Source organism: Chlamydia gallinacea 08-1274/3, assembly GCF_000471025.2.
In the GTDB taxonomy this organism is placed as follows: Bacteria; Chlamydiota; Chlamydiia; order Chlamydiales; family Chlamydiaceae; genus Chlamydia; species Chlamydia gallinacea.
Window position 1 is genome coordinate 668,233 of the sequence record NZ_CP015840.1, and the last position, 21,416, is coordinate 689,648.

Sequence of the window (21,416 nt, forward strand, 5' to 3'; positions counted from 1 at the left end):
GAGATGTGTTGTTTTATGCCTGATGGGGAAGCAGACCGTAAATTACAAGATGTTATAGAAAAAAGAATTTTAGAGTCCCGTCGGATATTCTTTTCTGAACCTGTAACAGATAAAAGTGCAGCAGACGCAATTAAAAAGTTTTGGTATTTAGAGCTTACTAATCCTGGTCAACCCATAGTCTTTGTCATTAATAGTCCTGGGGGATCTGTTGATGCGGGATTTGCTATTTGGGATCAGATCAAGATGTTAACTTCTCCGGTAACTACTGTTGTCACTGGTTTAGCTGCTTCGATGGGCTCTGTATTGAGTTTATGTGCATCTCCGGGGCGGCGTTTTGCCACTCCTCATTCGCGTATCATGATACATCAACCTTCTATAGGAGGCCCAATTACAGGCCAGGCTACAGATTTGGACATTCATGCGCGAGAAATTTTAAAAACAAAAAAACGTATTATTGATGTTTATTTAGAAGCTACAGGCCAATCTAGAGAAGTAATTGAAAAAGCGATTGATCGAGATATGTGGATGACTGCAGACGAAGCTAAAGATTTTGGTTTGTTAGATGGTATCTTGTTCTCTTTCAACGACCTATAAGAAATTTCTTTATTCTGGCGCAGGAAATCGCTTTATTCTTAGTACCGAGGCTTGTTTAGATTCAATCTTGATTCGTTCTCTATGTCAAGAGCATCAAGTAGACGGAGTGTTATGTGTTCTTCCCTCTTCGTGTGCTGATGCTCGGCTAGTAATTTTTAATGCAGATGGTTCATGCCCCAGTATGTGTGGTAATGGCCTACGCTGTGCTATGGCACATGTCTCCGCCCTAATGTCTAAGAAAAATATTCGTATAGAAACTGCTATGGGCGTGTACTCGGGGATTGTCCATTCTTTGCAGCGCGTCCTTGTGGACATGACTCTTTCCCACTGGAATTATCATTCTCATCAGTTATCCCACACCATTTCAAGATTGCCCAAGACAGTATTTTGTATTCATACTGGAGTTCCACATCTTGTAGTTTTTGTTGATGATGTGACACGCATTCCTGTACAGGAATGGGGACAATTTTTGCGTTATCACGAGGATTTTTCTCCTGAAGGTATCAATGTGAACTTTGCTCAAGTCCTCAGTAATCGGGAGCTACGGATACGTACGTACGAACGAGGATTAGAGAGGGAGTCTTCGGCATGTGGTACGGGAGCTACGGCAGTGGCTCTTGTTGCTGATAAATACTATGATTGGCAAAGTGAAGAGATTATTGTTCACACCAGGCATGATGTTATTCTTAAAATTTTTTTGAATCAAGGTCGTGTATATCTTGAAGGCCCTGTAGAAAAAGAAGGAGAATTTTAACCAAATATGATCAGAGCATGTTTAATTTCTCTCTTTAGATCAAAAATATCTAGAAAGTAAATGCATTACGCGTATCCTTAATAGGAGGCTTATTGCATAAAGAATAAGTTTCTTGCATCTAACTCGAATCTTTATAATCCAAATAGAATGTATGACAATGTATCCTATTCCCCAAAGTCCTCTTTTATTACGTGCTTTGCGTTTAATGAATGCTTTTTCAAAATCTGATGATGAGAGAGACTTTTATTTAGACCGTGTTGAAGGTTTTATTCTTTATATTGATTTAGATAAGAGTCAGGAAGATCTTGATAAGATTTATGAAGAGTTGGAAGTCAATGCTGAGCGGTATTGTCTTATTCCTAAGCTAACGTTTTATGAAGTTAAAAAAATCATGGAAACGTTCATTAATGAAAAAATTTATGATATAGATACCAAGGAAAAATTTCTTGAGATTCTACAATCGAAAAATGCTCGCGAGCAGTTTCTAGAATTTATTTATGAACATGAGTCCGAGTTAGAAAAGTGGCAACAGTTTTATGTAGAGCGTTCGCGGATTCGTATTATTGAGTGGTTGCGTAATAATAAGTTTCATTTTGTTTTTGAAGAAGATCTAGATTTTAGTAAGCATATTTTAGAACAACTGAAAATTCATCTTTTTGATACTAAGGTGTCTAAAGAGTTGGGGCAGGCAAGACAATTATTGGTGAATAAAGCAAAAATTTATTATTCCAATGAAGCACTAAATCCTCGTCCAAAGAGAGGTCGTCCTCCAAAGCAATCAGCTAAGGTAGAATCAGAAACCACCATATCTAGTGATATTTATACGAAAGTTCCTCCTGCTGCACGGCGTTTTCTATTTCTTCCGGAAATTACCTCAGCATCATCAATTACATTTTCTGAGAAATTTGATACTGAAGAAGAATTTTTAGCAAATCTTCGAGGGTCGGGAAGAGGAGAAGATCAGTTGAATCTTACTAATCTATCCGAAAGATTTGCCTCTTTAAAAGAGCTCTCTGCCAAGTTAGGCTATGATTCTTTATCTACAGGGGATTTTTTTGAAGATGATGACGAAGAAAACGATGAATCTTCTTTGTCGAAGCCTAAGGCTTCAAAACGCAAGCGTAAGAAAGCTTAATAAAAATCCTAGTGCTTATTTTTTCGAAGAATCCAGATTGTTGCAGCTCCATACATAAGTTTGCGTTTTTGAGTTATAGTGAATTGTGAATTTCTAAATAGTTGTTCTAGATGTTGATCTTTAGGAAGTTGTGCGATGCTTTGGCTTAGGTAAGTATAGGCATCTGTACTTTTAGAATAATATTTCCCTAATTTGGGGACGATATAGTTTAAGTAGAGCCGGTGTCCCCAATATACAGGATGTTTACGTGAAGGGGAGGTAAGTTCTAGAATTCCTAGGGATCCATTGTTTGTTAAGATGCGGTGAATTTCGTTTAGAGCTCGTTGGGGATCAGGAAGATTACGTAATCCATAGGCTAGGGAAGCTAATGCATGAGACTCAGAGTTTAAGGGTAATTGTGTGATATCGCTTTCTATAAAAGTAAACGGAGCTTGGGGATAACGTTTTTTTGCTTCGCAGAGCATATTGGGAGAAAAATCGACGAGGATAGCTTGAGATTGAGGATAGTCACAGGTATATTGATAAGCAACTTTCCCTGTACCAGAGCATAAATCAAGGATCCATTCGGATTGTCCAAGCATTTTTGAGAAAATACGGTTCCAATAATGATGCATTCCTAAAGATAGAATCGTATTGATTTTATCATACTTAGGAGCCAAGATGTTAAACATTTCTCGGATGTCAGGCTTAGTGTTGAGCGATTTTACCATAGTATTCTCGGAACTTTTGGAATCCTTCAATATCGTCTTCTTGTAATCGGTAGCGACATAGTGAATAATATTCTTGAATTTGTTTTTTAGAAAGTTGGGATTGTTGTTGGGCTTGAGTGAAGACTGCATGAGGAGAAGTTTCGTATTGATGTAAGGCGTGTGCGAAGGCAGCTTGCACGGTATCTTTCTCCTGGAGAGTAGAGCTCAGGATAGCAGCAAAAACAAAGGGTAAGTGTGTGAGTTCATACCATCCCTGAGCAAGGTCATATGTGGAAAATCCAGGAAGATGTGGAGAATGCAGTGCCTGGTCTCCAATCAATAGTAGTCCGTCATACTCTTCAGGAGATGCGGTAAGGATAGCATCAGAAGTCATCTGTACGGTGTGAGGAAGAGGAGTTTCCCATAAGTATTTACAGAGAATGTTCAGAAGATATTGGGAAGATAAGCTTTCTTTGGTTACTCCAATGCGTAACGCTCCCTTGGAGAAGAACTTTGGCGTTGCATAAAGATTGACACTGAGGATTTTTTTGTATGCAGCTATTCCGAATTTAGAAAATGCGTGTAGGGGATAAAGGACAGATCCTAATGACGATGTAAGAGCATAACGCAATTTTCCTTTTAGGATTTGAGGAATAAGATCCGCAGGGGGTGCTGTGTGGAGAATGACGTCCTGGATTTTTGCGAGCCCTAAAGAAAAAGGCAGGGCATTGATATAACTTACACATCCTATGGCTATACGTTTTTGGAGTTGGTCAGACATGGTATACGTCCTTGCTGCTTAATGAGGCTTTCCATGCCAGCAATATCCATCTTGATCCTTTGTTTGGAAGAAGCCATAGTGAAAACTTTTTCTCCCAGGTGAGTAGAGGAGAAGTCATTTGCTCCACAGGAAAGCAGCTGCAACGCGAGATCAATTCCTAAATAGTTCCAAAGAGCTTTAATATTTTTAAAGTTATCTAAAAATAGCCGAGCAACAGCAATGATAGAAGCTGGAGGGATATGATGAAAATATCCTCCCCATTTATGTAATCGTTTTCCCAAAGCGTTATTTTCTGCTGCAAATTTTAACATAATAAAGTTTTTAAATCCCTGGGTTTCATCTTGTAAATCTCGTAATTTTTGCATGTGAGTTACGATATCTTCAGGACGTTCTTTATGGTAACAAAGTAGGGTACTGTTGCTCGGGATGCCTAACTGATGCGCTGTTCTATGAATTTCTAAAAATTCTTTGGAGGATAGCCTTTGCGGTGCTAGTTGTTTGCGTATTTCGTCAACTAAGACTTCAAAACCTCCCCCAGGAATAGAATCTAAACCAGAATTTTTTAAAGTTTGCAAAACCTCTCTTACAGGCATGTTATGCAGATCAGCAAGGTATGCGTATTCGATACCGGTGAGGGCTTTAATGTGGACATGAGGGAAAGATTGTTTAATCTTCGTGAATAACTCTATGTAATAATCTAGATTACATTTGGGGAAGCATCCCGAAACAATATGTACTTCAGTAATTGTAGGAGCTTGACGAATTTTTTCGATTAATTGATCGGGAGTATGTAGCCAACCTTTACTGTCACCAGGTTTTGCATAGAAGGCACAGAATGTACAGTTAAAATCGCAAAAATTTGTCGGATATAAATAAAGTGTAGAAGAATAGTATACGACATCCCCCACATGTTTTTTTCTTATTGTATCAGCGAATTCCCATAGAGAACGTTGGCTATTTTCATCTTTTAATAGGAGTAGACGCAGAGCATATTCTTGTGAACACCGTTTCCCCTCAGCATAATCATGGAAAAATTGTTTCAACCAAGCGTTTTTAGGAAGAATGTGTGTCGTCATTGGGAGAAGCCTTAGTTTTTGAATCGGATTGCGACCATGTGTTTTTCGTTATTTTCTGGCAACAATCTGGTTTCCCACATCCTTTAGATAAAGGCCTCCCTAATAAATAGGAGCCTAAGAATATCGCAATAACACTAATTCCCAGTAGTATTGCTGAGCAGCAAATTAAAAGAAAGAGAGCCGCCATGAAAAGTGCTCCTTGGGTTAATGTAGATCAATCCAAATAGGAGAACTCCATGCCATAGACTGATCTATTTGCGTTACTCGCAAATAATAGAAAACAAAAGGCTGTTTTCCTTGTGGATCGGAAAGAGTTACTGTAGCCAGGGGTTCCATATCATCATACTCATAGTCAATATTATTGCTTTGAGGATAGAAAGTTTTGAGTATCTCGCCGTTACGAATAATTTCCACAGTTTTGATTTGCGTTGTTCCTGCTACATAGCCAGAGATATGCCGATTGACAGTGAGGCCGGGTTTTACTGCTGTAGATAATTCCGAGCCCATAGGAGCTGAGGTGATATCAAAGCTTAAAATGATGCGTGCTCCTGTAGTTGCATAACAACGACGATGATATAAAGCTTCGACTAGGGATTCTCGATTATATTTATTGCATATAATTGCCGTAAGTCCTGGTGTATATTGCTGTTGGTTGGCATCGAAAAAGTTTTTATATATTCCTCGATCATCCAATCCTCCCGCAACAAAGCCAAAACGTCGGTTATTTTGTAGTGCATTGATTAAGGTGCCTGAAGCTGTTTCAGAAACGGCTCCTTTAATAGGGAAGGGGTTGCCTTCTTTTTCAGTTCTTTCCGAGCATCCCCACGCGTTATAAATTTCTACAACACGTTCTAAATCAGGATGAAAGTTTTCAAAATTGTATCCATAGGTGTCAGCTGCTGTGAAGCAGGGAATAGAAATAATTTCGTGGGGGGACACACTTTTGTATAACTTAGATAGGGAAGGAATTTTACAGTCCCTATGTTTGGATCCGGATTTACTCTCTTTTAGGTAGAGAATATGGCGGACCCCCTCATGGGGATTTTCTCCCCAATATTGTAAACCGGATAAGGTGACGAAACGATCTTCTTCATTGAAATCAGTGATGGCTTGTGTAATGAGCTTCCAGAGATCTGTATTCAACCCTTCTTGATTTTCAAAAGACGAAGAGGCATAAAAATTGAATGCGCAATCATCTCTGAAATGACGTAAGCAAGATTCAATATTTTCTTCAGAGTCTATACGTTCTGATTCTCCGTGGAGTAATCCCCACATAAGATTAGGAGCCGTTTCTGGGAAGCATTTAATGGGGGCAGAAACAAAAATCTCTTTGGTGAGTAGATTTTTTAGTTGGATTCTATAGATTCCAGCTTCATTAAAGTAGAGGTTGGGTAGAATGACAAATCCGGTTTCTGGAATAAATAGCTGCCAATTGAGATTTTCTCTTAGATGTTCATAGGAAAGTTCTATACGTGTATTTTCAGGAGAAAAATTAGTTAAATTGTTAAACTCGTCTTCAAAGCGTATGGTGATATCAAAACGTTTATTTTTCACTACGTAGGAAGGAGTGAAAATTTGAATATGCTTTAAGACATTACCTCGAATATCCATGGAGAAAATATCCGGTTCATCATAGTGTCCTTTTCCTGTAGGATCTACGTAGAGATAGAAGAACTTGCGGCGTTGGGTGAACAGCTGTGCTCCATTGCCATTTTCATCTAATTGAGGATATTCAGGTGAAGGCCCGAGAACAATCGTTAGGGTTTCTCCAGCTTCCATTTCGTAGGGTAGGGTGAATTCGTATTGTGGTGTTGGGTTTTTAGGCTGAGGAATGGAAATCGCTGTGAGAATATCTCCTCTATGCGTTTCTAAATAAATTGTATTTTTTGGCTGCTTAAGATCCACAGAAGGGGCTTCCCAATCTATAGGTCTTCCCTGACTTCCTAAATTAAATTTGAGCTTTGTTCCTTTGGGTAAGTCATCTACAGGCGAGTAAAGAAACTTCCATGTAGATATCTGCCCCGCTCTAGCTACGGAAGGATGAATACAACAAATAGATCTACGCATAATAATGTGGCGGGTTGGAGTCAATCAAAGGTATGACTATACACGAGAAAAAGGTTTTTCTCAATCTTCGTCTTTGCCTAGTGTTTGTAATGCTTCTTGTACACTGTCAAACATTTTGAAATAGGAAAGGAATCCTGTAACGTATAAGGTTTGTTCTATAGTTTTGGGGACAGAGGTTAAAACAATTTTCCCTGCATTTTTCCCCACTTGATGATAACTTTGTAATAGCATACGGATGCCTGCACTGGACATATAGTCTAAGTTTGAGCAGTTGAGGATAATGTTTTTTGCTCCTTCAGATAGGGATTGTGAAATAATTTCCTGTACTTCTGGGGAGGAAATTCCATCGAGTTTTCCCTGAAGATGGAAAACGGTTGTTGTTCCATGTTCTTCTTTTTGGATGTTATTCATTATCGTTACTTCTCCGGGCCTATGGTCATTATTTAATGACCTAACTCTCGTAAATCTTTAGGTTTTTTGCAAAGAGATTTTTTATATTTTTGCATTTCTATTGTGTGTGCTGTCATCAGTGTGATGAGGCTTTCTTTTTTCTTGGAGTAATTTTCAGTTTCCCTACGCTACGTTCCGAGCAGGTCATGATTTCAATATCGAAATTTTCATGATGAATTTTCATGCCTTTTTTGGGGACAGCGCCTACTTTATGAAATACATGGCCTCCTAGAGTATCATAGCTATTTTCATGATCAATTTTTAGGTTAAAATGTTCTTCAGCTTCAGAAATATTCATGCGACCATCTACGATCCAGGAATTTCCTATTTTTTTGTAGGGGAGATCTTCTTGTACATCGTATTCATCAGAAATTTCTCCAAAAATTTCTTCGATAATATCTTCCATGCTAACAATTCCCTCGGTAATTCCATACTCATTGACTACGACTGCAAGATGCCTGTGTTTTTGACGAAAATCTTGTAAGAGGGAGGAAACTTTTTTGATTTCTGGAGTGTAGAGAGGAGGCTTAGCTACAGAGGCTATAGGTTGTGAGGAGTGTAGGAAAAGAGAATCCGTAGTGAGAAGGTCTTTGACTAATAGGATTCCTGTAATATTGTCGATATTTTTTTTATATAAGGGGATGCGGCTATAGCCTTCTTCTATAATTGCTGGGAAAACGTTGCGGATCGGTGTATCTTCTGGAAGAGCGAAAATATCGACTTTGGGAATCATGATTTCCCGGACAATGAGTTTATCAAAAGACTGTAAAGCTTCGGATAGTTGATTTTTTTCTTGGGATACATAGATTGTTGAAATAGATTTCTTTTTAGGAATCGCACGGTAAAAAAGAAAGCACAGGGTTTGTAAAAATTGGGAGAGACCACATAAGGAAGAGTGTATTTTGTTAGGTAGTCGTATTACATAGGGAAGAAATCCATAAGCCAGTGGCGCTGCTAGTATGTATGTGATCCAGAAAACTAAGGAGAATCGTTGTATTTTCGGTGTAGAAATATATATGAGGACTCCCAGGATGCCGTAAGCGCTTAGTAGCAAAGCTGATAGGAGTTGAGGGGCATTAGAAGAAAGCGCGGAGACATGAGTGCGTTTTTCTTTTTTAGGTGTATATTCAGGTTCTTTGGATAAGGATTCTTCAGAAAGAGAGATAGAAAAAAGAAGAACAAGGATACAAATTGCTAATAAATAATACAGCATTTTAACTTATCACAAGGGCGCGTTTTTCTCTTAACATACATAGGGCTTGATTTTCTTTAACTCTCATTTTTTTGCGTTCCTCGGGAGTTTGGTCATCATAACCTATCATATGGAGCAGGGAGTGAACCACGTAGCGGGAAATTTCTTCATATAATATATCTACATCATTTGCACGATGTTTTAGAAAGCGTTGCGCGGCTCTAGGACTGATAAATGCTTCACCTAAAACATGGGGACTAGCTTGTGATTGTGGAGCATCCATGGGTAAGGTAATTGTATCTGTTAATGAGGGATCGGAAAATATTTCATTATGAAGATGGGCTAAAGCCTTATCTTCTAAAAAATAAATGTATACCTGATTAGTAACAATTCCCCAATACTGTAGACAACAAATAACTAACTTTTTTACGGAACGAAGGCAAATAGGTACATCTCTTTGCCTATTATACACATAAACCTTAGTGACAGACTTTTTCAAAACTACGATTTAGCTATTTAACCACAGGAGTTTTAGGAAGCCCTGTGACTCTTTTTGCTGTAGCATCATTCCATCGACCAAGTTTACGGAGAACCTCAATTCTTTCAAAACGCTTAAGAACGTTTCTTTTAGTATCTCCTTTAATAGATTTGCCATAACTACGATGTCGAGACATAACTTTACTCTAGTAACTAACTAATTTGGGGAATAAAAACACTGTCACTACTTACAACGTTTTTGTGTTCTTTATAAGCAATTCTTGGAGCAGGCTTAGGGTGAGTAATAGCATAAACAGGCTTACGCTTTTTAGGGCAGGTTGCTCTTCTTCGGGCTTGTTTACTTAAACGTGTCATAAGATAACTCAATAGTTAATTTTTTAATTCTCCAAGAAAATTAAAAAGGCTAGAAAATCCTTTAGGAGAAAGAATAAGGGAACTAGAGTTTTTTTTCAATAGGAGAGAAAGTGATGTTTTTGTCTTAGGATTTGCTACTAAGCGCTTCGGTAATAGGGGAACAAGGGGTTTCCGAGCTTGCAGTTAATACTCCGCAAGAAATCACATATTTAAATGCATCTTCGATTTTCATATCTAAGAAAGTGATATCAGATTTTTTAAATAGAGTGAGAAATCCTGAGGTAGGGTTAGGGGTTGTGGGTATGAAGACAGTAATCATAGGGTCTTCGGGATCATCGGAACAAATATAGGGAGCATCTCCAGCAACTAAGCCAATGCAGTGTACTTGGGGATTAGGGAAGGGGACAAGGACAACTTGTTTAAAGGATCGGGATTGCGATCCGAAAATAGTGGTCATGACTTGTTGAGCAGCTTTGTATACAGTTTTTATTATAGGAATGCGATGAAGTATTTTATCGTAAATAGAGAGTAACGATTTGAAAATCATGAGTCGAGCAAGGAATCCTAAAAGGACTGTTGCAAAGAATAAACCAAAGAGTAGGATGATTTGCAGAACTATTTTTAATAGAGCTTTGTGTTTGGAGTAAAAGCTGATGCGTTCAAAAAAATCAGAAACTAACCCGACAAAAGGTTGTGTGAGAAAATTGATAATCATTCCAACAATAGCGAGAGTAATTGCTAAAGGTAGAAGGATGACTAGTCCTGTGATAAAGTACTTTTTCATAAGCTGCTATTGTTGTTTGTAGAATAGTTCTTGAGATAGTTTACATGGAATGTAGCTTATTTTATTTCCCTCTTTAAATAGAAGAAATAACTCTACTTCTACATAAAAGATGTCTGCTTTTAGGTTGAATTTTTATCAAAATAGATAAAAATTCAGAGCTTTTCTCATGTTAGCATTTTTTATAAATTTATAAAGTCTTTTCTAAAATAAAGAGCTTTTAGGTCGTTTTTTCTGGGTGAGTAAGAACGAATCTCCACGGAAGATCACGATATTCTTCAGCATAATCGATGCCTATACGTGGAGTTTGTACGATTGTTCCTGTGATTTTCGTTGTGCTGATGTGTATTGTAGGAGATGTTAGCAGATGCATGTTGTGATGAAGAGTTAAGCTCAAGGCCTGGCAGACTTTCCCTGGGCCATTGGTAAGAAGATGACGGGGTTTGTTTTCCCATTGTCTTCTTTTGATCATAATATTTTCTCCCTCATAGGGAAGGATAGCACGAATAAGAACAGCGTGGGGGAAACCTTTTTTCCCTGTCACTACATTAAATAATGTGTGTATGCCATAACAGCGGTAAAGGTAAGCAATACCTCCAGCGGAGTACATCGCGGCGTTTCTTGCTGTTTTTTTGTAATTATAGGCGTGGCACGCTTTGTCATCGGGGCCTCGGTATGCTTCGGTTTCTATGATAAAACCAGAAGTAAGTTCCCCTGCTATTTTCGTGACAAGAAGATGACCAAGAAGTTCTTTTGCAATGTAGAGTACATCCTCGTGAAGAAAAAAATTTTTGGGAAGCATTATTTTATTTTCTTTTTTCGACTTTTTGTTTTGTGTGTTTTCGGGATGATCGTTGTCGTTTTTTTAACTAAAGCCCAGGTAATCGTTTGTCTTAGAAGATCCACAGATATTAAGCGTACAGAAATTTTGGCTCCTGGACGTATTTTACTTGGGAGATCCTCGGGGGATGTTTTCTTTTTAATGGTATACTCTTTAGGTAGTTGGGCTGCAGGTATAAAGCCTTCTTGGAAAAATTCGGGAACTGTGAATGCAATTCCTTCGGGGTTGGTTGTAATGATATATGCTGTATAGGTAGTGTCTGGTTGTTCTTTTAAAAATTGGCTGAGGAAGCGTGTTTTTTTTAGAGTTTCAAATGCAAATTCGGCTTTCGCTGTGACACGTTCTTGTGTTGAGCAGGCGCGTACGATATGTTCTAAGCGTGTTTCTTCTATAGATAGGGGATGGAAGAGTAGGCGATGGACAATGAGGTCGATATAGCGACGGATTGGGCTAGTGAAGTGAGTGTAGAAGTCCAGTTTTAGTCCGTAATGTCCTTTATTTTCCGTAGAGTAAGAAGCTGTTTTCATACTTCGTACAAATTGTGAGTGAAGGATAGGTTCTAAAGGATGTCCTTTAGAGATTGTTTGTAGAAGGTACTGGTAATCTGGTTCTTGTTCGGGGGTCACGGGAATAGTAAATCCCATGGCTTTGGCCATTTCTTGGAAGGAGAGAAGGTGTTCATCATTAGGGGACTCATGAATTCGAAATGGGAGTGGAACGCCTTGATGTGAGATATGATAAGCGATCACTTCATTAGCTTTTAACATGAATTCTTCTATGAGTTTATGTGCTAGTGTTTGTCGCGTTTCTACTAGAGCTACAGGCTCTTGAAGGTTATCTAAGGAGATAGTAAATGACGGTAGTTCGAGATGGATACACCCACGTTGTTCTCGGAGATCAGAGAATTTTTTACTTAGTTTTGCCATTTCTTGCAGAGTTTTAGAAATGGGATGTGCTTGTTTTTTCTTGATAATCTCATTAACTTCGTCATACGTCATACGGTATTTGCTACGGATAACGCTACGAAATATCTCATAGTTCGAGAGGTGTCCTGCTTTTGTGAATGTCATGAATACTGAGACGGCAAGTCTATCAACATTCGGTTTTAAGCTGCAGAGGTTATCAGAAAGAGCTGAGGGTAACATGGGAACTACTTTGCCTGGGAAATAAATCGAGTTGCATCGCTTACTAGCTTCTTTATCCAAGGCTGAGTGCGGAGTGACATAATGAGAAACATCAGCAATATGTACACCGAGGATATAGTTATTATTATTGTCATAAGTTAGGGAGACGGCGTCATCAAAATCTTTAGCAGTAATGGAGTCGATAGTGAAACATAGAAGATCACGAAGATCTTTTCTAGATCGTAGGGCTTGACTAATGTGTTTTTGAGAGAAATGCGTAGTTTCTTCAATCACGGCTTCGGGAAAATCTTCTTCGATGCCGTATTCTGCTTTGATGCAGAGAAAATCTGATTTTGCATTAGAAATATTTCCAATGAATTCCAGCATTTTTAATGGGGGATTGGCTTTGGATTCGTTTTTTTTCTTCCATTCGGGAGTGCTGAGAAGTATTCGATCTCCAAGTTTATAGGAACGCTTAGGAAGGAGAGTAGCTTGTACGGGCGTATCTGGTCCCAAAGCATTGACGCAGACAAGAGCTGTTGTTGCATTTAGTAAAGAAGTAATTGTCCCCACGAGAATAGTTTTTCCTCTGGAGAGGACTTCGTGAATTACTCCCTTTCTTTTTTCTCCTTTTTTCGAGCTGGGGAGAAGAGAAACAATAACATGGTCTCCATCTAGAGCTCCTTTAAGATCTCTTGCGGGAATAAAGATATCAAAGGGATACTCATCGGGATGGTCAGGAGAAACAAATCCGAAACCTTTTTTTCCATGAACGAATAAAGTTCCTGAAATTAGGATTTGCTTAGTATGTTTTTTAAAGATTTTTTTTGATCTTCTTTTTTTTATTTTTTTCACTAGCTGTGCTCCATAAGCTGCAGTGTAGAATTTATGTATTTACTTTGTCTTTATTGGGTATTCTTAATGCAAAGATATTTTTTATGGATATAGAGTTAATAAGAAAGTTCCCTCTTTCTCATAGAGAAATAGGGAACCGAGGAATCATGTCTTAGAATTAACTTTCGGGTTTATCTACGATTTCTACATCAGCTTCTTCAATGTTGTCATTAGAAGATCCAGAGGCTCCTGAAGGAGGTTTTGTACTGAAACTATGCTTTTTCAAGTCTTCAGTATTAATGTTAGGTCCTCCTTGGGCATTTGCCGCTGCTGCTTGGGGTTGCATAGCTTCTCCAATTTTTTGCATGTGTCGGCTGAGTTCTTCAGAAGCTGCTTTGATTTGTTCTATAGGCGCCTCTTCTTTAAGAGCTGTACGCACTTTTTCTACGCGTTCTTGAATTTCTTGAGTGAGGGACTCTGGGATTTTATCTTTGTAATCGGCTAGTGCTTTTTCAGCTCTGAAGATCATGCTGTCGGCTTCATTTTTTATATCGGAAGCCTCGCGTCGTTTTTTATCTTCGTCTTTATGGATTTCAGCATCACGGATCATTCTTTGAATTTCATCTTCTTTTAATCCTGAGCTAGCTTCAATACGGATTTTTTGTTCTCGACCGCTTGCAGCGTCTTTTGCAGATACATGGAGGATTCCGTTAGCATCAATATCGAAGGTTACCTCAATTTGTGGATGCCCTCGAGGTGCTGGTGGAATATCGGTAAGATCAAATCTTCCGATTTCTTTATTATCTTTTGCCATGGGTCTTTCCCCTTGCAGAACGACGATAGTTACTGCAGGTTGATTATCTGTCGCTGTAGAGAAAATTTGTTTTTTCTGAGTAGGAATTGTTGTATTTCTCTCTACAAGAGGCGTCATGACTCCGCCCAGAGTTTCAATACCTAAGGATAAAGGAATGACGTCTAAAAGGAGGACATCTTTGACTTCCCCACCGAGTACGCCTCCTTGAATTGCAGCTCCGATAGCTACGACTTCATCGGGATTAACACTTTTGTTCGGTTCTTTTCCGAAAATTTCTTTTACGACTACTTGAACAGCAGGCATGCGTGACATACCACCAACGAGTAAAACATCATCAATGTCGCTTGCAGAAAGTTTTGCATCCTGTAAAGCTTTCATGCAGGGAGCTTTTGTTCGTTCAATAAGATCTGCAGCAAGTTTTTCAAATTGTGCTCGTGTTAGAGTTAAGGCGAGGTGTTTGGGTCCGCTCGCATCCATAGTAATAAATGGTTGGTTAATTTCTGTTGAAGACATTCCAGAGAGCTCAATTTTTGCTTTTTCTGCGGCATCTTTGAGTCTTTGGAGGGCCATATTGTCTTTGCTTAGATCGATACCTTCTTGTTTTTGGAATTCGGAGATCATCCATTTTATAATGACATTATCAAAGTCATCTCCTCCTAAGTGGGTATCTCCGTTTGTGGATAGAACTTCGAAGACTCCGTCGCCGATTTCTAGGATAGAAATATCAAAGGTTCCTCCTCCTAAGTCAAATACGGCAATTTTTTTGTCTCCTGCTTTATCGATCCCGTAAGCAAGGGCCGCTGCTGTAGGTTCAGGAATGATACGTTTAACTTCTAGACCAGCAATACGTCCTGCGTCTTTTGTAGAGGCTCGTTGAGCGTCATTGAAATATGCGGGCACGGTAATTACTGCTTCAGAAACAGGTTCTCCTAGATAGGCTTCAGCAGTTTCTTTCATTTTAATGAGTACCTGAGCACCAATTTCTTCAGGGGTGTAGAGGCGTCCATCCACATCGAAGACAGCATCCCCTTGCTTACCTGAAGTTACTTTGTAAGGGACAGTTTTGATTTCGGATTCTACTTCTGAGTATTTTCTTCCAATAAAACGTTTTGTCGATGCCAATGTTTTCTCAGGATTGGTTATTGCTTGACGTTTTGCAGGAATTCCTACTAATTTTTCATTTCCTTTAAAAGCTACGATAGAAGGAGTTGTTCGCGTTCCTTCTGAGGATGTAATGACCTTAGCTTGTCCTCCTTCCATTACGGATACGCAGGAGTTCGTTGTCCCTAGGTCAATACCAATAATTTTACTAGATTTTTTTTGTTCGCTCATGATGAATACCTAATTCTTTAGGGTTAAATTTTATTTTTCTATTTCTTCTGTGTTTTTAGGCGAGGGTGCTTTAGCTACCTTAACTTTAGCCACGCGAATAGGGCGGTCTCCAATTTTATAACCTTTGGCAAATTCTTCTATAATAGTCCCTTCTGCAATTGCTGTAGTTTCTTCTGTTTCTACTGCTTCGTGTAAAAAAGGATTAAATTTTTGGCCTAGAGAGGAGTATTCAACAATCCCTTTATCCTCAAATACCTGTTTAAACTGTTGTAAAATCATATTGAACCCCAGAGCCCAATTTTTAATTTCATCAGACATTTGTGAGGTAAATTCTAAGGCTTTTCCCATATTTTCCACAGGAACCAAAAAATCTAAAAGAGCGTTTTCTACAGCGTATTGCATCATTTCTTGACGTTCTTTTTGCATGCGCTTCCGTGTGTTTTCTGATTCTGCGAGAACCAGTAAATATTTATCATTTTTTTCTTTTAATTCTGCTTTTAGTGCTGCAATTTCTTGCTGCAAGTCATGAATCTCACTTTCTGGTGTAGGTGCATCGGAGGGGTTGTTCTCCTCATTTTGGTTTGAGGTTTCTGTCATGGTGTCTCCTTAGGGGGTAATAATTTAATAGAAGAATATCTTGCCAATAGTATGGGGTCATTAGAGAGCTTAGGATCGGACGGACAAGGTCTTCTAAAGGATAATTTAAATTTGTAAAAGCTTTGTGTTAGGCTAGCTTTGATCTTGTCTGCAAACATAGTTAGGGTGGCATAAATTTCTTTATAGGGGAGGTTCATAGGGCCGAGAACACCAAATGCTCCCAAGGGAGTGCGATTCATATAGTAAGGTGTCGTGATGACCGTGCATTGAGGATTGGGAGTCCCAAAAATGTCAGAGAGTTCGCTGCCTATGAAAGCTGTGGGACGGTCTCTGTGCATACCGATATCTAGTAGCTTACTCATGTGGCGACGATTTTCAAAAAAGGATAGCCCCAGGGCAAGCATATCAGGATCTTTGAAGGATTCATATTGGAGAAGTTTGGATAATCCTGTTTGGTAGAGATCTTCCTCACTAAAATTGCAATGGCGTGTTAGGTAGCGAATGACAATTTCATTGTATAAAATCATTCCGAGATCTTCTTCTTTTTGTGATATGGATTCTTTAGGGAAAGGAAGCTTTCGGATATGCGTTTGTAGAAAAATTTCAATTCGTTTTAAAGAAGCAGGTGGCACGACTTCCGGCAACCACAAGGTATCGGTAAATACTTGTCCAAATTCTGTAGAGAGAATAACCACCAAACGTTGTTCATCGATTTGGGTTAATTGAATATTGGTTACCGTATCATTTTCAAACCTTGGGGAAGAAAAACAGATGGGCAATTGGAGAGCTTCTCCTAATATCTCAGAAGCTTTTTGCAAATCTTTGACGATATTTCGACTTTCATCGGGCAGCTGATTGAGCAGTTGGGTCGTGGCTTCAGGCAATTCTTCCGAGCAACATGTTGCACAGTGATCTACGTAGTAACGAAAGGCTAAGTCTGTGGGGATGCGTCCTCCAGAAACATGATTTTTCTTTAGGAAGCCTTCAGCTTCTAATTCTGAGAAATAATTACGAATGGTAGCCGTGCTTAGATTGGAACATTCGTGTTCTTTAAGTGTTTTTGACCCAACAGGCTGTCCTGTTTTGAGATACAGTTCTGTTGTTGTTAAGAGTATATAAAGAATCTTAGAATCTCGTTTAGATACCCGTGATCTAGACATTAGCTTTTCCAAATGTAAGTAAAATCTGAACCGCGTTAGTTATTCGCTGTTAGCTATTATAGAGAAACAGCTATCGAAGGTCAAGGTTATTTAGCACTCCAAGTTAAAGAATGCTAACCAAAGTTAATAAATTGAGTAAGAGTGCTGCTTAGGAAAATGCGCCTCACACCAATTCAAGAAATTTTTTGGTTCTATAGAAAATTTCTGTTTTAATCGGGACTCCAGTTCTAAAACTCCGGAATTATGAAAGGTCTTTCCTAAAATGAGCTTGTAAGGAATACCGATAAGATCGCTGTCTTTTAATTTAAAACCCAGACGTTCATTACGGTCATCTAATAGAGGAGAGTATCCCGACTGTATGAGTTGTTCGTAGAGTTGTTCAGCAACTTTCTCAGCGTGTAGATCACCTCCGTTATAAAGAATGGAGATGTCAAAAGGAGCGATAGCTGAAGGCCAAACAATACCATGATCATCTGCAAGTTGCTCGATACATGCTGCTAGGGTTCTTCCTATACCAATACCATAAGTTCCCATCCAACAAATTTGTTTTTTTCCATGATTGTCCTGAAATCCAACATCAAAGCATTCTGTATAGCGCGTGCCTAAATTAAAAATGTGAGCAACTTCAACTCCTGAAAAAATTTCGTAGGGAGCATTGTTGTTTGCGGGGCAACCATCACCTGCTTCAGCAAGGAGAAAGTCCGCATATTGAGGGGAGGGAAGATCTCGGGACCAGTTAATGTTTTTATAATGTTTGTCAGGCACATTCCCTGCACAAATAAAATTTGTCATTACCTGTGTGGTTTTGTCTCCATAAAAAGGAATAGGACAATTGAGGGGGCCAATAAAACCTTTTTCTGTTCCTAGATGTTGTTGAATTTCTTCATCGGAGGCAAGAGAACATTCATCAGCATTAAAGAAAGAGCGTACTTTTGTAGGGTTGATTTGCCGATCTCCTCGTATGCCGACAGCAACAAAAGATTCTGTTCCTTGGTGTGAAAGCTTAAATACCAAGGTTTTCAGGATTTTGTGTGGGGGTAGGGAGAAAAAATCTGTAAGTTGTTCAATAGTCCGTATATTAGGAGTGATGACTTCTTCTTTGGGTAACTCTAAAGTATCATAGGTATATTCCGGGGGGCAAGCTACAGCAGTTTCAATATTTGCTCCATAATCTCCACTTACGCAAAGGGTATCCTCTCCTAAAGAGCATAAAATGTGGAATTCTTCAGATTTTCCTTTCCCAATTTTTCCCCCATCGGCTTCAACAATAACATATTTAAGGCCTAGTCTGTCGAAGATGTTTTGGTATGCTTGTCTAACAAGAGCATACTGTTCTTCCATTTGTTCTGGAGAGTCAGAAAAGGTATAGCTATCTTCCATAAGGAATTCTCGTGCTCGCATCAAGCCAAAGCGTGGACGAATTTCATCACGAAATTTTGTGGCGATTTGGTATAGGTGGAGAGGCAGTTGTTTTTTCCCTGATAGCCATTGGGAAACAAATAGGGAGATCATTTCTTCATGTGTTGGAGCAAGACAGAGTTCCCTATCTTCTCTATCAACAAGAGTATAGAGGAGACCTTCTGAGCAGAAAGCTGTCCATCGTCCTGTTCGTTGCCATAATTCTGCGGGATGGAGGATAGGAAGCACAAGTTCTTGTCCTCCAATAGCGTTGAGTTCTTCACGAACAATATGCATCATTTTTTGCGCTACACGACAAAATAGTGGGGTATAGATGTAGATGCCCTTAGCAGTTTTAACAATATACCCCGCTTTTTCTAAAAGTTCATAGGAAAGAACTGCTGCGTCCTTATTAGCATTTTTTGAGGTCTTATAGAAAAGCTGGGAGGTTCTCATGGGATGGCCATTGTCTTATGTATCGTTATAGTTTTTCTCGAGAAATACCGGAAATTGTCCTTAGTCTATACTAAGAAAATTCCTGGGGTAACTTATCAAGGGGGTGTATCTTAACATAGAGGGTTTTCTTGATCAATCTACCCATATTTACAAGCTTTTTTATTTATGTGATTAATTTATTTAATAGAATTGTTAAATTAATTTAGTTATAAATATAAGAATCAATTATAAAATAATTTATTTTTAATAAAGTTATGTCAACAATAAGCGGAAATTCTGGGAATAGTGCTTCATCTCCTGAAGAACCCAATCTCATTCCTCCTGAAAATCAAGAGAATTCATCTCAAGAACAGAGTGTAGGATTTACGTCATCTGGTCTAAGTGTTCGTCCAGCAACATCTTCTACTAGTGTTGTCCTTAGGGATCCTAAGGAGTCTCAGGCAGTGCTTGTTGAGGATGCTGCTCGATCTGCAATGCAGCAGGGGACTTTGGTGTCAGGATTAACTCCTAGCACCAGTGCGGCGACAGAAGCTGCGACTATGTTAGCCAATGTAGAGCAGGGAGAGGCAGAAGCTATCGATGGCTTTATCCTGCTACCTCAAAATTATCAAGAGTTTATGGCTTTAGTTGTCAACTTAGAGGAGAAATTCAATGAGGTGTGTAGAGAATTAAATACGTATCGAGAGCAACGCCATTCCTCAAGCACTTCCTCTACTCGAAAGTTAAAGAGAGCTGACCGCAGTAATCGTTTAGAAGCACAATACCAGCGCTTACGGAGTAGCTCAGAAGAATTGAAAAACCAATCAGCTTATCTTGTTTCTTGTATCGCGGACTGCCATAAAGCAGTTATGGGAAAATCTTATGAAGAGGTAGGTAGTTATTTAGGAGAGCAAGGCGAGGTACTGTTAGGTGTTCTTTCTAGGCTGGGGGTAGAGTATAGTGGTGATGAGGGAGAATGGAAAATTTCTCCTGATGGAATGGTTCTTAAATGTCATGAGCTAATCCTTCGTTTGCATGCTTGTATTGATGAGTATCATGTTGAGGATATAAGTGAAAAACAACAATCCGTATGTCAAACGGTTTTGAATAAATTTATGACATTTTGGGAAACTGCAATAAATCTATTTCATGAGTTAATGGATCGTGTGATCTTTTTCCTACTTTGGTTAATAAAGATTGTTCGCGATCGTTTAGGGGGAAGTAAGAATGTTACTGAGAATCCTTATGCGGCGATTTTTATTCAGAATCAAGAACGTCAGAGTTCTTCTACATCATTGAGGTCTACAGTTTCTGGTAGAGGGGATCTTGGAGATGAGGAAGGAATTCTTCGTTCAGATTCTTCCTCTATGAGTATGCAATCAAGTGACGAAGAATCTAGAGGAGGAGAAACTCCTGCAAATAAAAGAGGCAAAAATAAGGGGAAAAAATAATTTTTACGAGTAGAACTTACCTACATTTGCGTATTGTTTTTTTTTGAATTCTCGACTATGTTTAGCTCTAATTGAGACTACGGGATCTTCGAGGAATCTTCAGAGATTATGAAATTGAAAAAAAAACTCTTTTCCATTGTCTGTGGCGGCATTGCACTTGCTTTAGTAGGATGTTGTTCTTTGACAAATAAGGTATTTCATTCTTCCAAAGCTTATTTGCCTACAATTAACCGTATTTTCCAGCTCTGTAATTTGCAAGTAGTCGACTCTCGAGAAGATTTAGTTGAAAGCGTGCAATCCTTGTTGATAACTAGAGAACAGCAGCAAAATAGTACTTTTGATTCTTTAGTAGTTGAAGATAGCCATGCGCTGTATAACGACCTTTCATTATTATGCATGACCCAGGTTGTCCCCGCACACGCAGCAACATATGATTGTGCTGTAATTTTTGGAGGAGTTCTTCCTTGTATCCGCCAGCGCTTGGATTTTTTGATTCGTGAGTGGAACCGTGGAGTGCGTTTTCGGAAGATTATTTTCCTTTCTGGGAAGAGGGATCGTTATCAGAAGATTGAAACTCCAGAGCAATTGTATCATCAACAGAATCATCTTTTTCCTGTAGATAAATCTTGGAATAATGAGGATCATCCTCTTCCTTCCTCAGAGCATGAAATTGCTCAATTCGTTTGGTCGCAAATGGAAATACCTGCTTCATGGAGAGATTCTTCAGAAGTACAGGTGGAATTTCTTGTTGCCGAACCATCTACTGATTTGCCTTATGCAACTCGTCATGATACCTTAGCCTTGTTTCATAAGTCTTGGGGTAATTCTAGAGGACGCATTTTGTTTGTAAGTAGTCAACCTTTCATTGCTTCAGACCGTGTGCGTATGGCGAAGTATTTTACTAAGAATTGTGATATATCTGGTCCTGGATTTGGGCAATCTATTTTAAAACAAAGCTGGGGGCCGCGGGTATGTTTACATGCATTAGCTAGTTGGATTCAAGAGACGGACGGGTATCTTAAACTACCTCAGGAGTAATTCTTTGGATTCTGCAGAGTA

22 protein-coding genes are annotated in these 21,416 nt (G+C 38.9%); 5 read left to right on the top strand and 17 right to left on the bottom strand.

Going from position 1 to position 21,416, the window contains the following annotated elements:
* Window positions 1–15 precede the first annotated feature (15 nt).
* The 3 genes from M787_RS03060 (at window position 16) to M787_RS03070 (ending at window position 2,483) form a co-directional block, all read left to right on the top strand.
* Entirely contained in the window at window positions 16–594 is a 579-nt protein-coding gene (locus M787_RS03060; RefSeq protein WP_021828101.1) for an ATP-dependent Clp protease proteolytic subunit, read from the top strand.
* Window positions 563–1,348, top strand: a complete 786-nt coding sequence (gene dapF / locus M787_RS03065) for a bifunctional diaminopimelate epimerase/glutamate racemase (RefSeq protein WP_021828102.1) — start codon at window positions 563–565, stop codon at window positions 1,346–1,348. Before M787_RS03060 ends, dapF begins: the two co-directional genes overlap by 32 nt.
* Before the next feature lie 151 nt (window positions 1,349–1,499).
* Window positions 1,500–2,483, top strand: a complete 984-nt coding sequence (locus tag M787_RS03070; protein ID WP_021828103.1) for a UPF0158 family protein — start codon at window positions 1,500–1,502, stop codon at window positions 2,481–2,483.
* An 8-nt stretch (window positions 2,484–2,491) separates the two neighbouring features.
* Here the strand turns inward: M787_RS03070 and ubiE are convergent, their stop codons facing one another.
* The 17 genes from ubiE to M787_RS03145 form a co-directional block, all read right to left on the bottom strand.
* Window positions 2,492–3,193: a bifunctional demethylmenaquinone methyltransferase/2-methoxy-6-polyprenyl-1,4-benzoquinol methylase UbiE gene (gene ubiE, locus M787_RS03075; RefSeq protein WP_021828104.1), complete on the bottom strand. Its 702-nt coding sequence runs from the start codon at window positions 3,191–3,193 to the stop codon at window positions 2,492–2,494.
* Window positions 3,171–3,953 (bottom strand): MqnA/MqnD/SBP family protein, encoded by a 783-nt coding sequence (locus tag M787_RS03080; RefSeq protein ID WP_021828105.1) that lies wholly within the window; start codon window positions 3,951–3,953, stop codon window positions 3,171–3,173. The genes ubiE and M787_RS03080 overlap by 23 nt, the downstream gene beginning before the upstream one ends.
* On the bottom strand, window positions 3,926–5,029 hold the full coding sequence (locus M787_RS03085) for a CofH family radical SAM protein (RefSeq protein WP_021828106.1): 1,104 nt from the start codon (window positions 5,027–5,029) through the stop codon (window positions 3,926–3,928). Before M787_RS03085 ends, M787_RS03080 begins: the two co-directional genes overlap by 28 nt.
* On the bottom strand, window positions 5,007–5,216 hold the full coding sequence (locus M787_RS04825) for a hypothetical protein (RefSeq protein ID WP_021828107.1): 210 nt from the start codon (window positions 5,214–5,216) through the stop codon (window positions 5,007–5,009). Before M787_RS04825 ends, M787_RS03085 begins: the two co-directional genes overlap by 23 nt.
* 17 nt (window positions 5,217–5,233) lie before the next feature.
* A complete protein-coding gene (locus M787_RS03090; protein WP_021828108.1) occupies window positions 5,234–7,096 on the bottom strand; it encodes a CehA/McbA family metallohydrolase domain-containing protein in 1,863 nt (620 codons plus the stop codon).
* A gap of 60 nt (window positions 7,097–7,156) precedes the next feature.
* Entirely contained in the window at window positions 7,157–7,507 is a 351-nt protein-coding gene (locus M787_RS03095; RefSeq protein WP_021828109.1) for an anti-sigma factor antagonist, read from the bottom strand.
* 115 nt (window positions 7,508–7,622) lie between these two features.
* Complete coding sequence (locus M787_RS03100) at window positions 7,623–8,759, bottom strand: hemolysin family protein (RefSeq protein WP_021828110.1); 1,137 nt, start codon at window positions 8,757–8,759, stop codon at window positions 7,623–7,625.
* A gap of 1 nt (window position 8,760) precedes the next feature.
* Entirely contained in the window at window positions 8,761–9,237 is a 477-nt protein-coding gene (gene ybeY, locus M787_RS03105; protein ID WP_034734192.1) for an rRNA maturation RNase YbeY, read from the bottom strand.
* 13 nt (window positions 9,238–9,250) lie between these two features.
* Window positions 9,251–9,412 (bottom strand): small basic protein, encoded by a 162-nt coding sequence (locus M787_RS04830; RefSeq protein ID WP_021828112.1) that lies wholly within the window; start codon window positions 9,410–9,412, stop codon window positions 9,251–9,253.
* Between the two features lie 16 nt (window positions 9,413–9,428).
* Entirely contained in the window at window positions 9,429–9,590 is a 162-nt protein-coding gene (locus M787_RS04875) for a hypothetical protein (RefSeq protein WP_021828113.1), read from the bottom strand.
* A 124-nt stretch (window positions 9,591–9,714) separates the two neighbouring features.
* Window positions 9,715–10,374, bottom strand: coding sequence for a DUF502 domain-containing protein (locus tag M787_RS03110; RefSeq protein WP_021828114.1), 660 nt, complete (start codon window positions 10,372–10,374; stop codon window positions 9,715–9,717).
* Window positions 10,375–10,591: 217 nt separating this feature from the next.
* Window positions 10,592–11,173, bottom strand: a complete 582-nt coding sequence (locus M787_RS03115; RefSeq protein WP_021828115.1) for a DNA-3-methyladenine glycosylase — start codon at window positions 11,171–11,173, stop codon at window positions 10,592–10,594.
* Complete coding sequence (locus M787_RS03120) at window positions 11,173–13,182, bottom strand: ribonuclease R family protein (protein ID WP_238582555.1); 2,010 nt, start codon at window positions 13,180–13,182, stop codon at window positions 11,173–11,175. Before M787_RS03120 ends, M787_RS03115 begins: the two co-directional genes overlap by 1 nt.
* A 166-nt stretch (window positions 13,183–13,348) precedes the next feature.
* On the bottom strand, window positions 13,349–15,316 hold the full coding sequence (dnaK, locus tag M787_RS03130; protein WP_021828117.1) for a molecular chaperone DnaK: 1,968 nt from the start codon (window positions 15,314–15,316) through the stop codon (window positions 13,349–13,351).
* Between the two features lie 30 nt (window positions 15,317–15,346).
* Window positions 15,347–15,913 (bottom strand): nucleotide exchange factor GrpE, encoded by a 567-nt coding sequence (locus M787_RS03135; RefSeq protein ID WP_021828118.1) that lies wholly within the window; start codon window positions 15,911–15,913, stop codon window positions 15,347–15,349.
* Entirely contained in the window at window positions 15,910–17,073 is a 1,164-nt protein-coding gene (gene hrcA / locus M787_RS03140) for a heat-inducible transcriptional repressor HrcA (RefSeq protein ID WP_021828119.1), read from the bottom strand. The genes M787_RS03135 and hrcA overlap by 4 nt, the downstream gene beginning before the upstream one ends.
* 123 nt (window positions 17,074–17,196) lie before the next feature.
* Entirely contained in the window at window positions 17,197–18,927 is a 1,731-nt protein-coding gene (locus tag M787_RS03145) for a proline--tRNA ligase (protein ID WP_021828120.1), read from the bottom strand.
* A 254-nt stretch (window positions 18,928–19,181) separates the two neighbouring features.
* On the opposite strand from M787_RS03145, the gene M787_RS03150 reads away from it, so the two are divergent.
* Together M787_RS03150 and M787_RS03155 are read left to right on the top strand one after the other, a co-directional pair.
* Window positions 19,182–20,357, top strand: a complete 1,176-nt coding sequence (locus tag M787_RS03150; RefSeq protein WP_021828121.1) for a CT392 family protein — start codon at window positions 19,182–19,184, stop codon at window positions 20,355–20,357.
* A 108-nt stretch (window positions 20,358–20,465) separates the two neighbouring features.
* Complete coding sequence (locus tag M787_RS03155; protein WP_021828122.1) at window positions 20,466–21,395, top strand: hypothetical protein; 930 nt, start codon at window positions 20,466–20,468, stop codon at window positions 21,393–21,395.
* The last annotated feature ends 21 nt before the right edge of the window (window positions 21,396–21,416 follow it).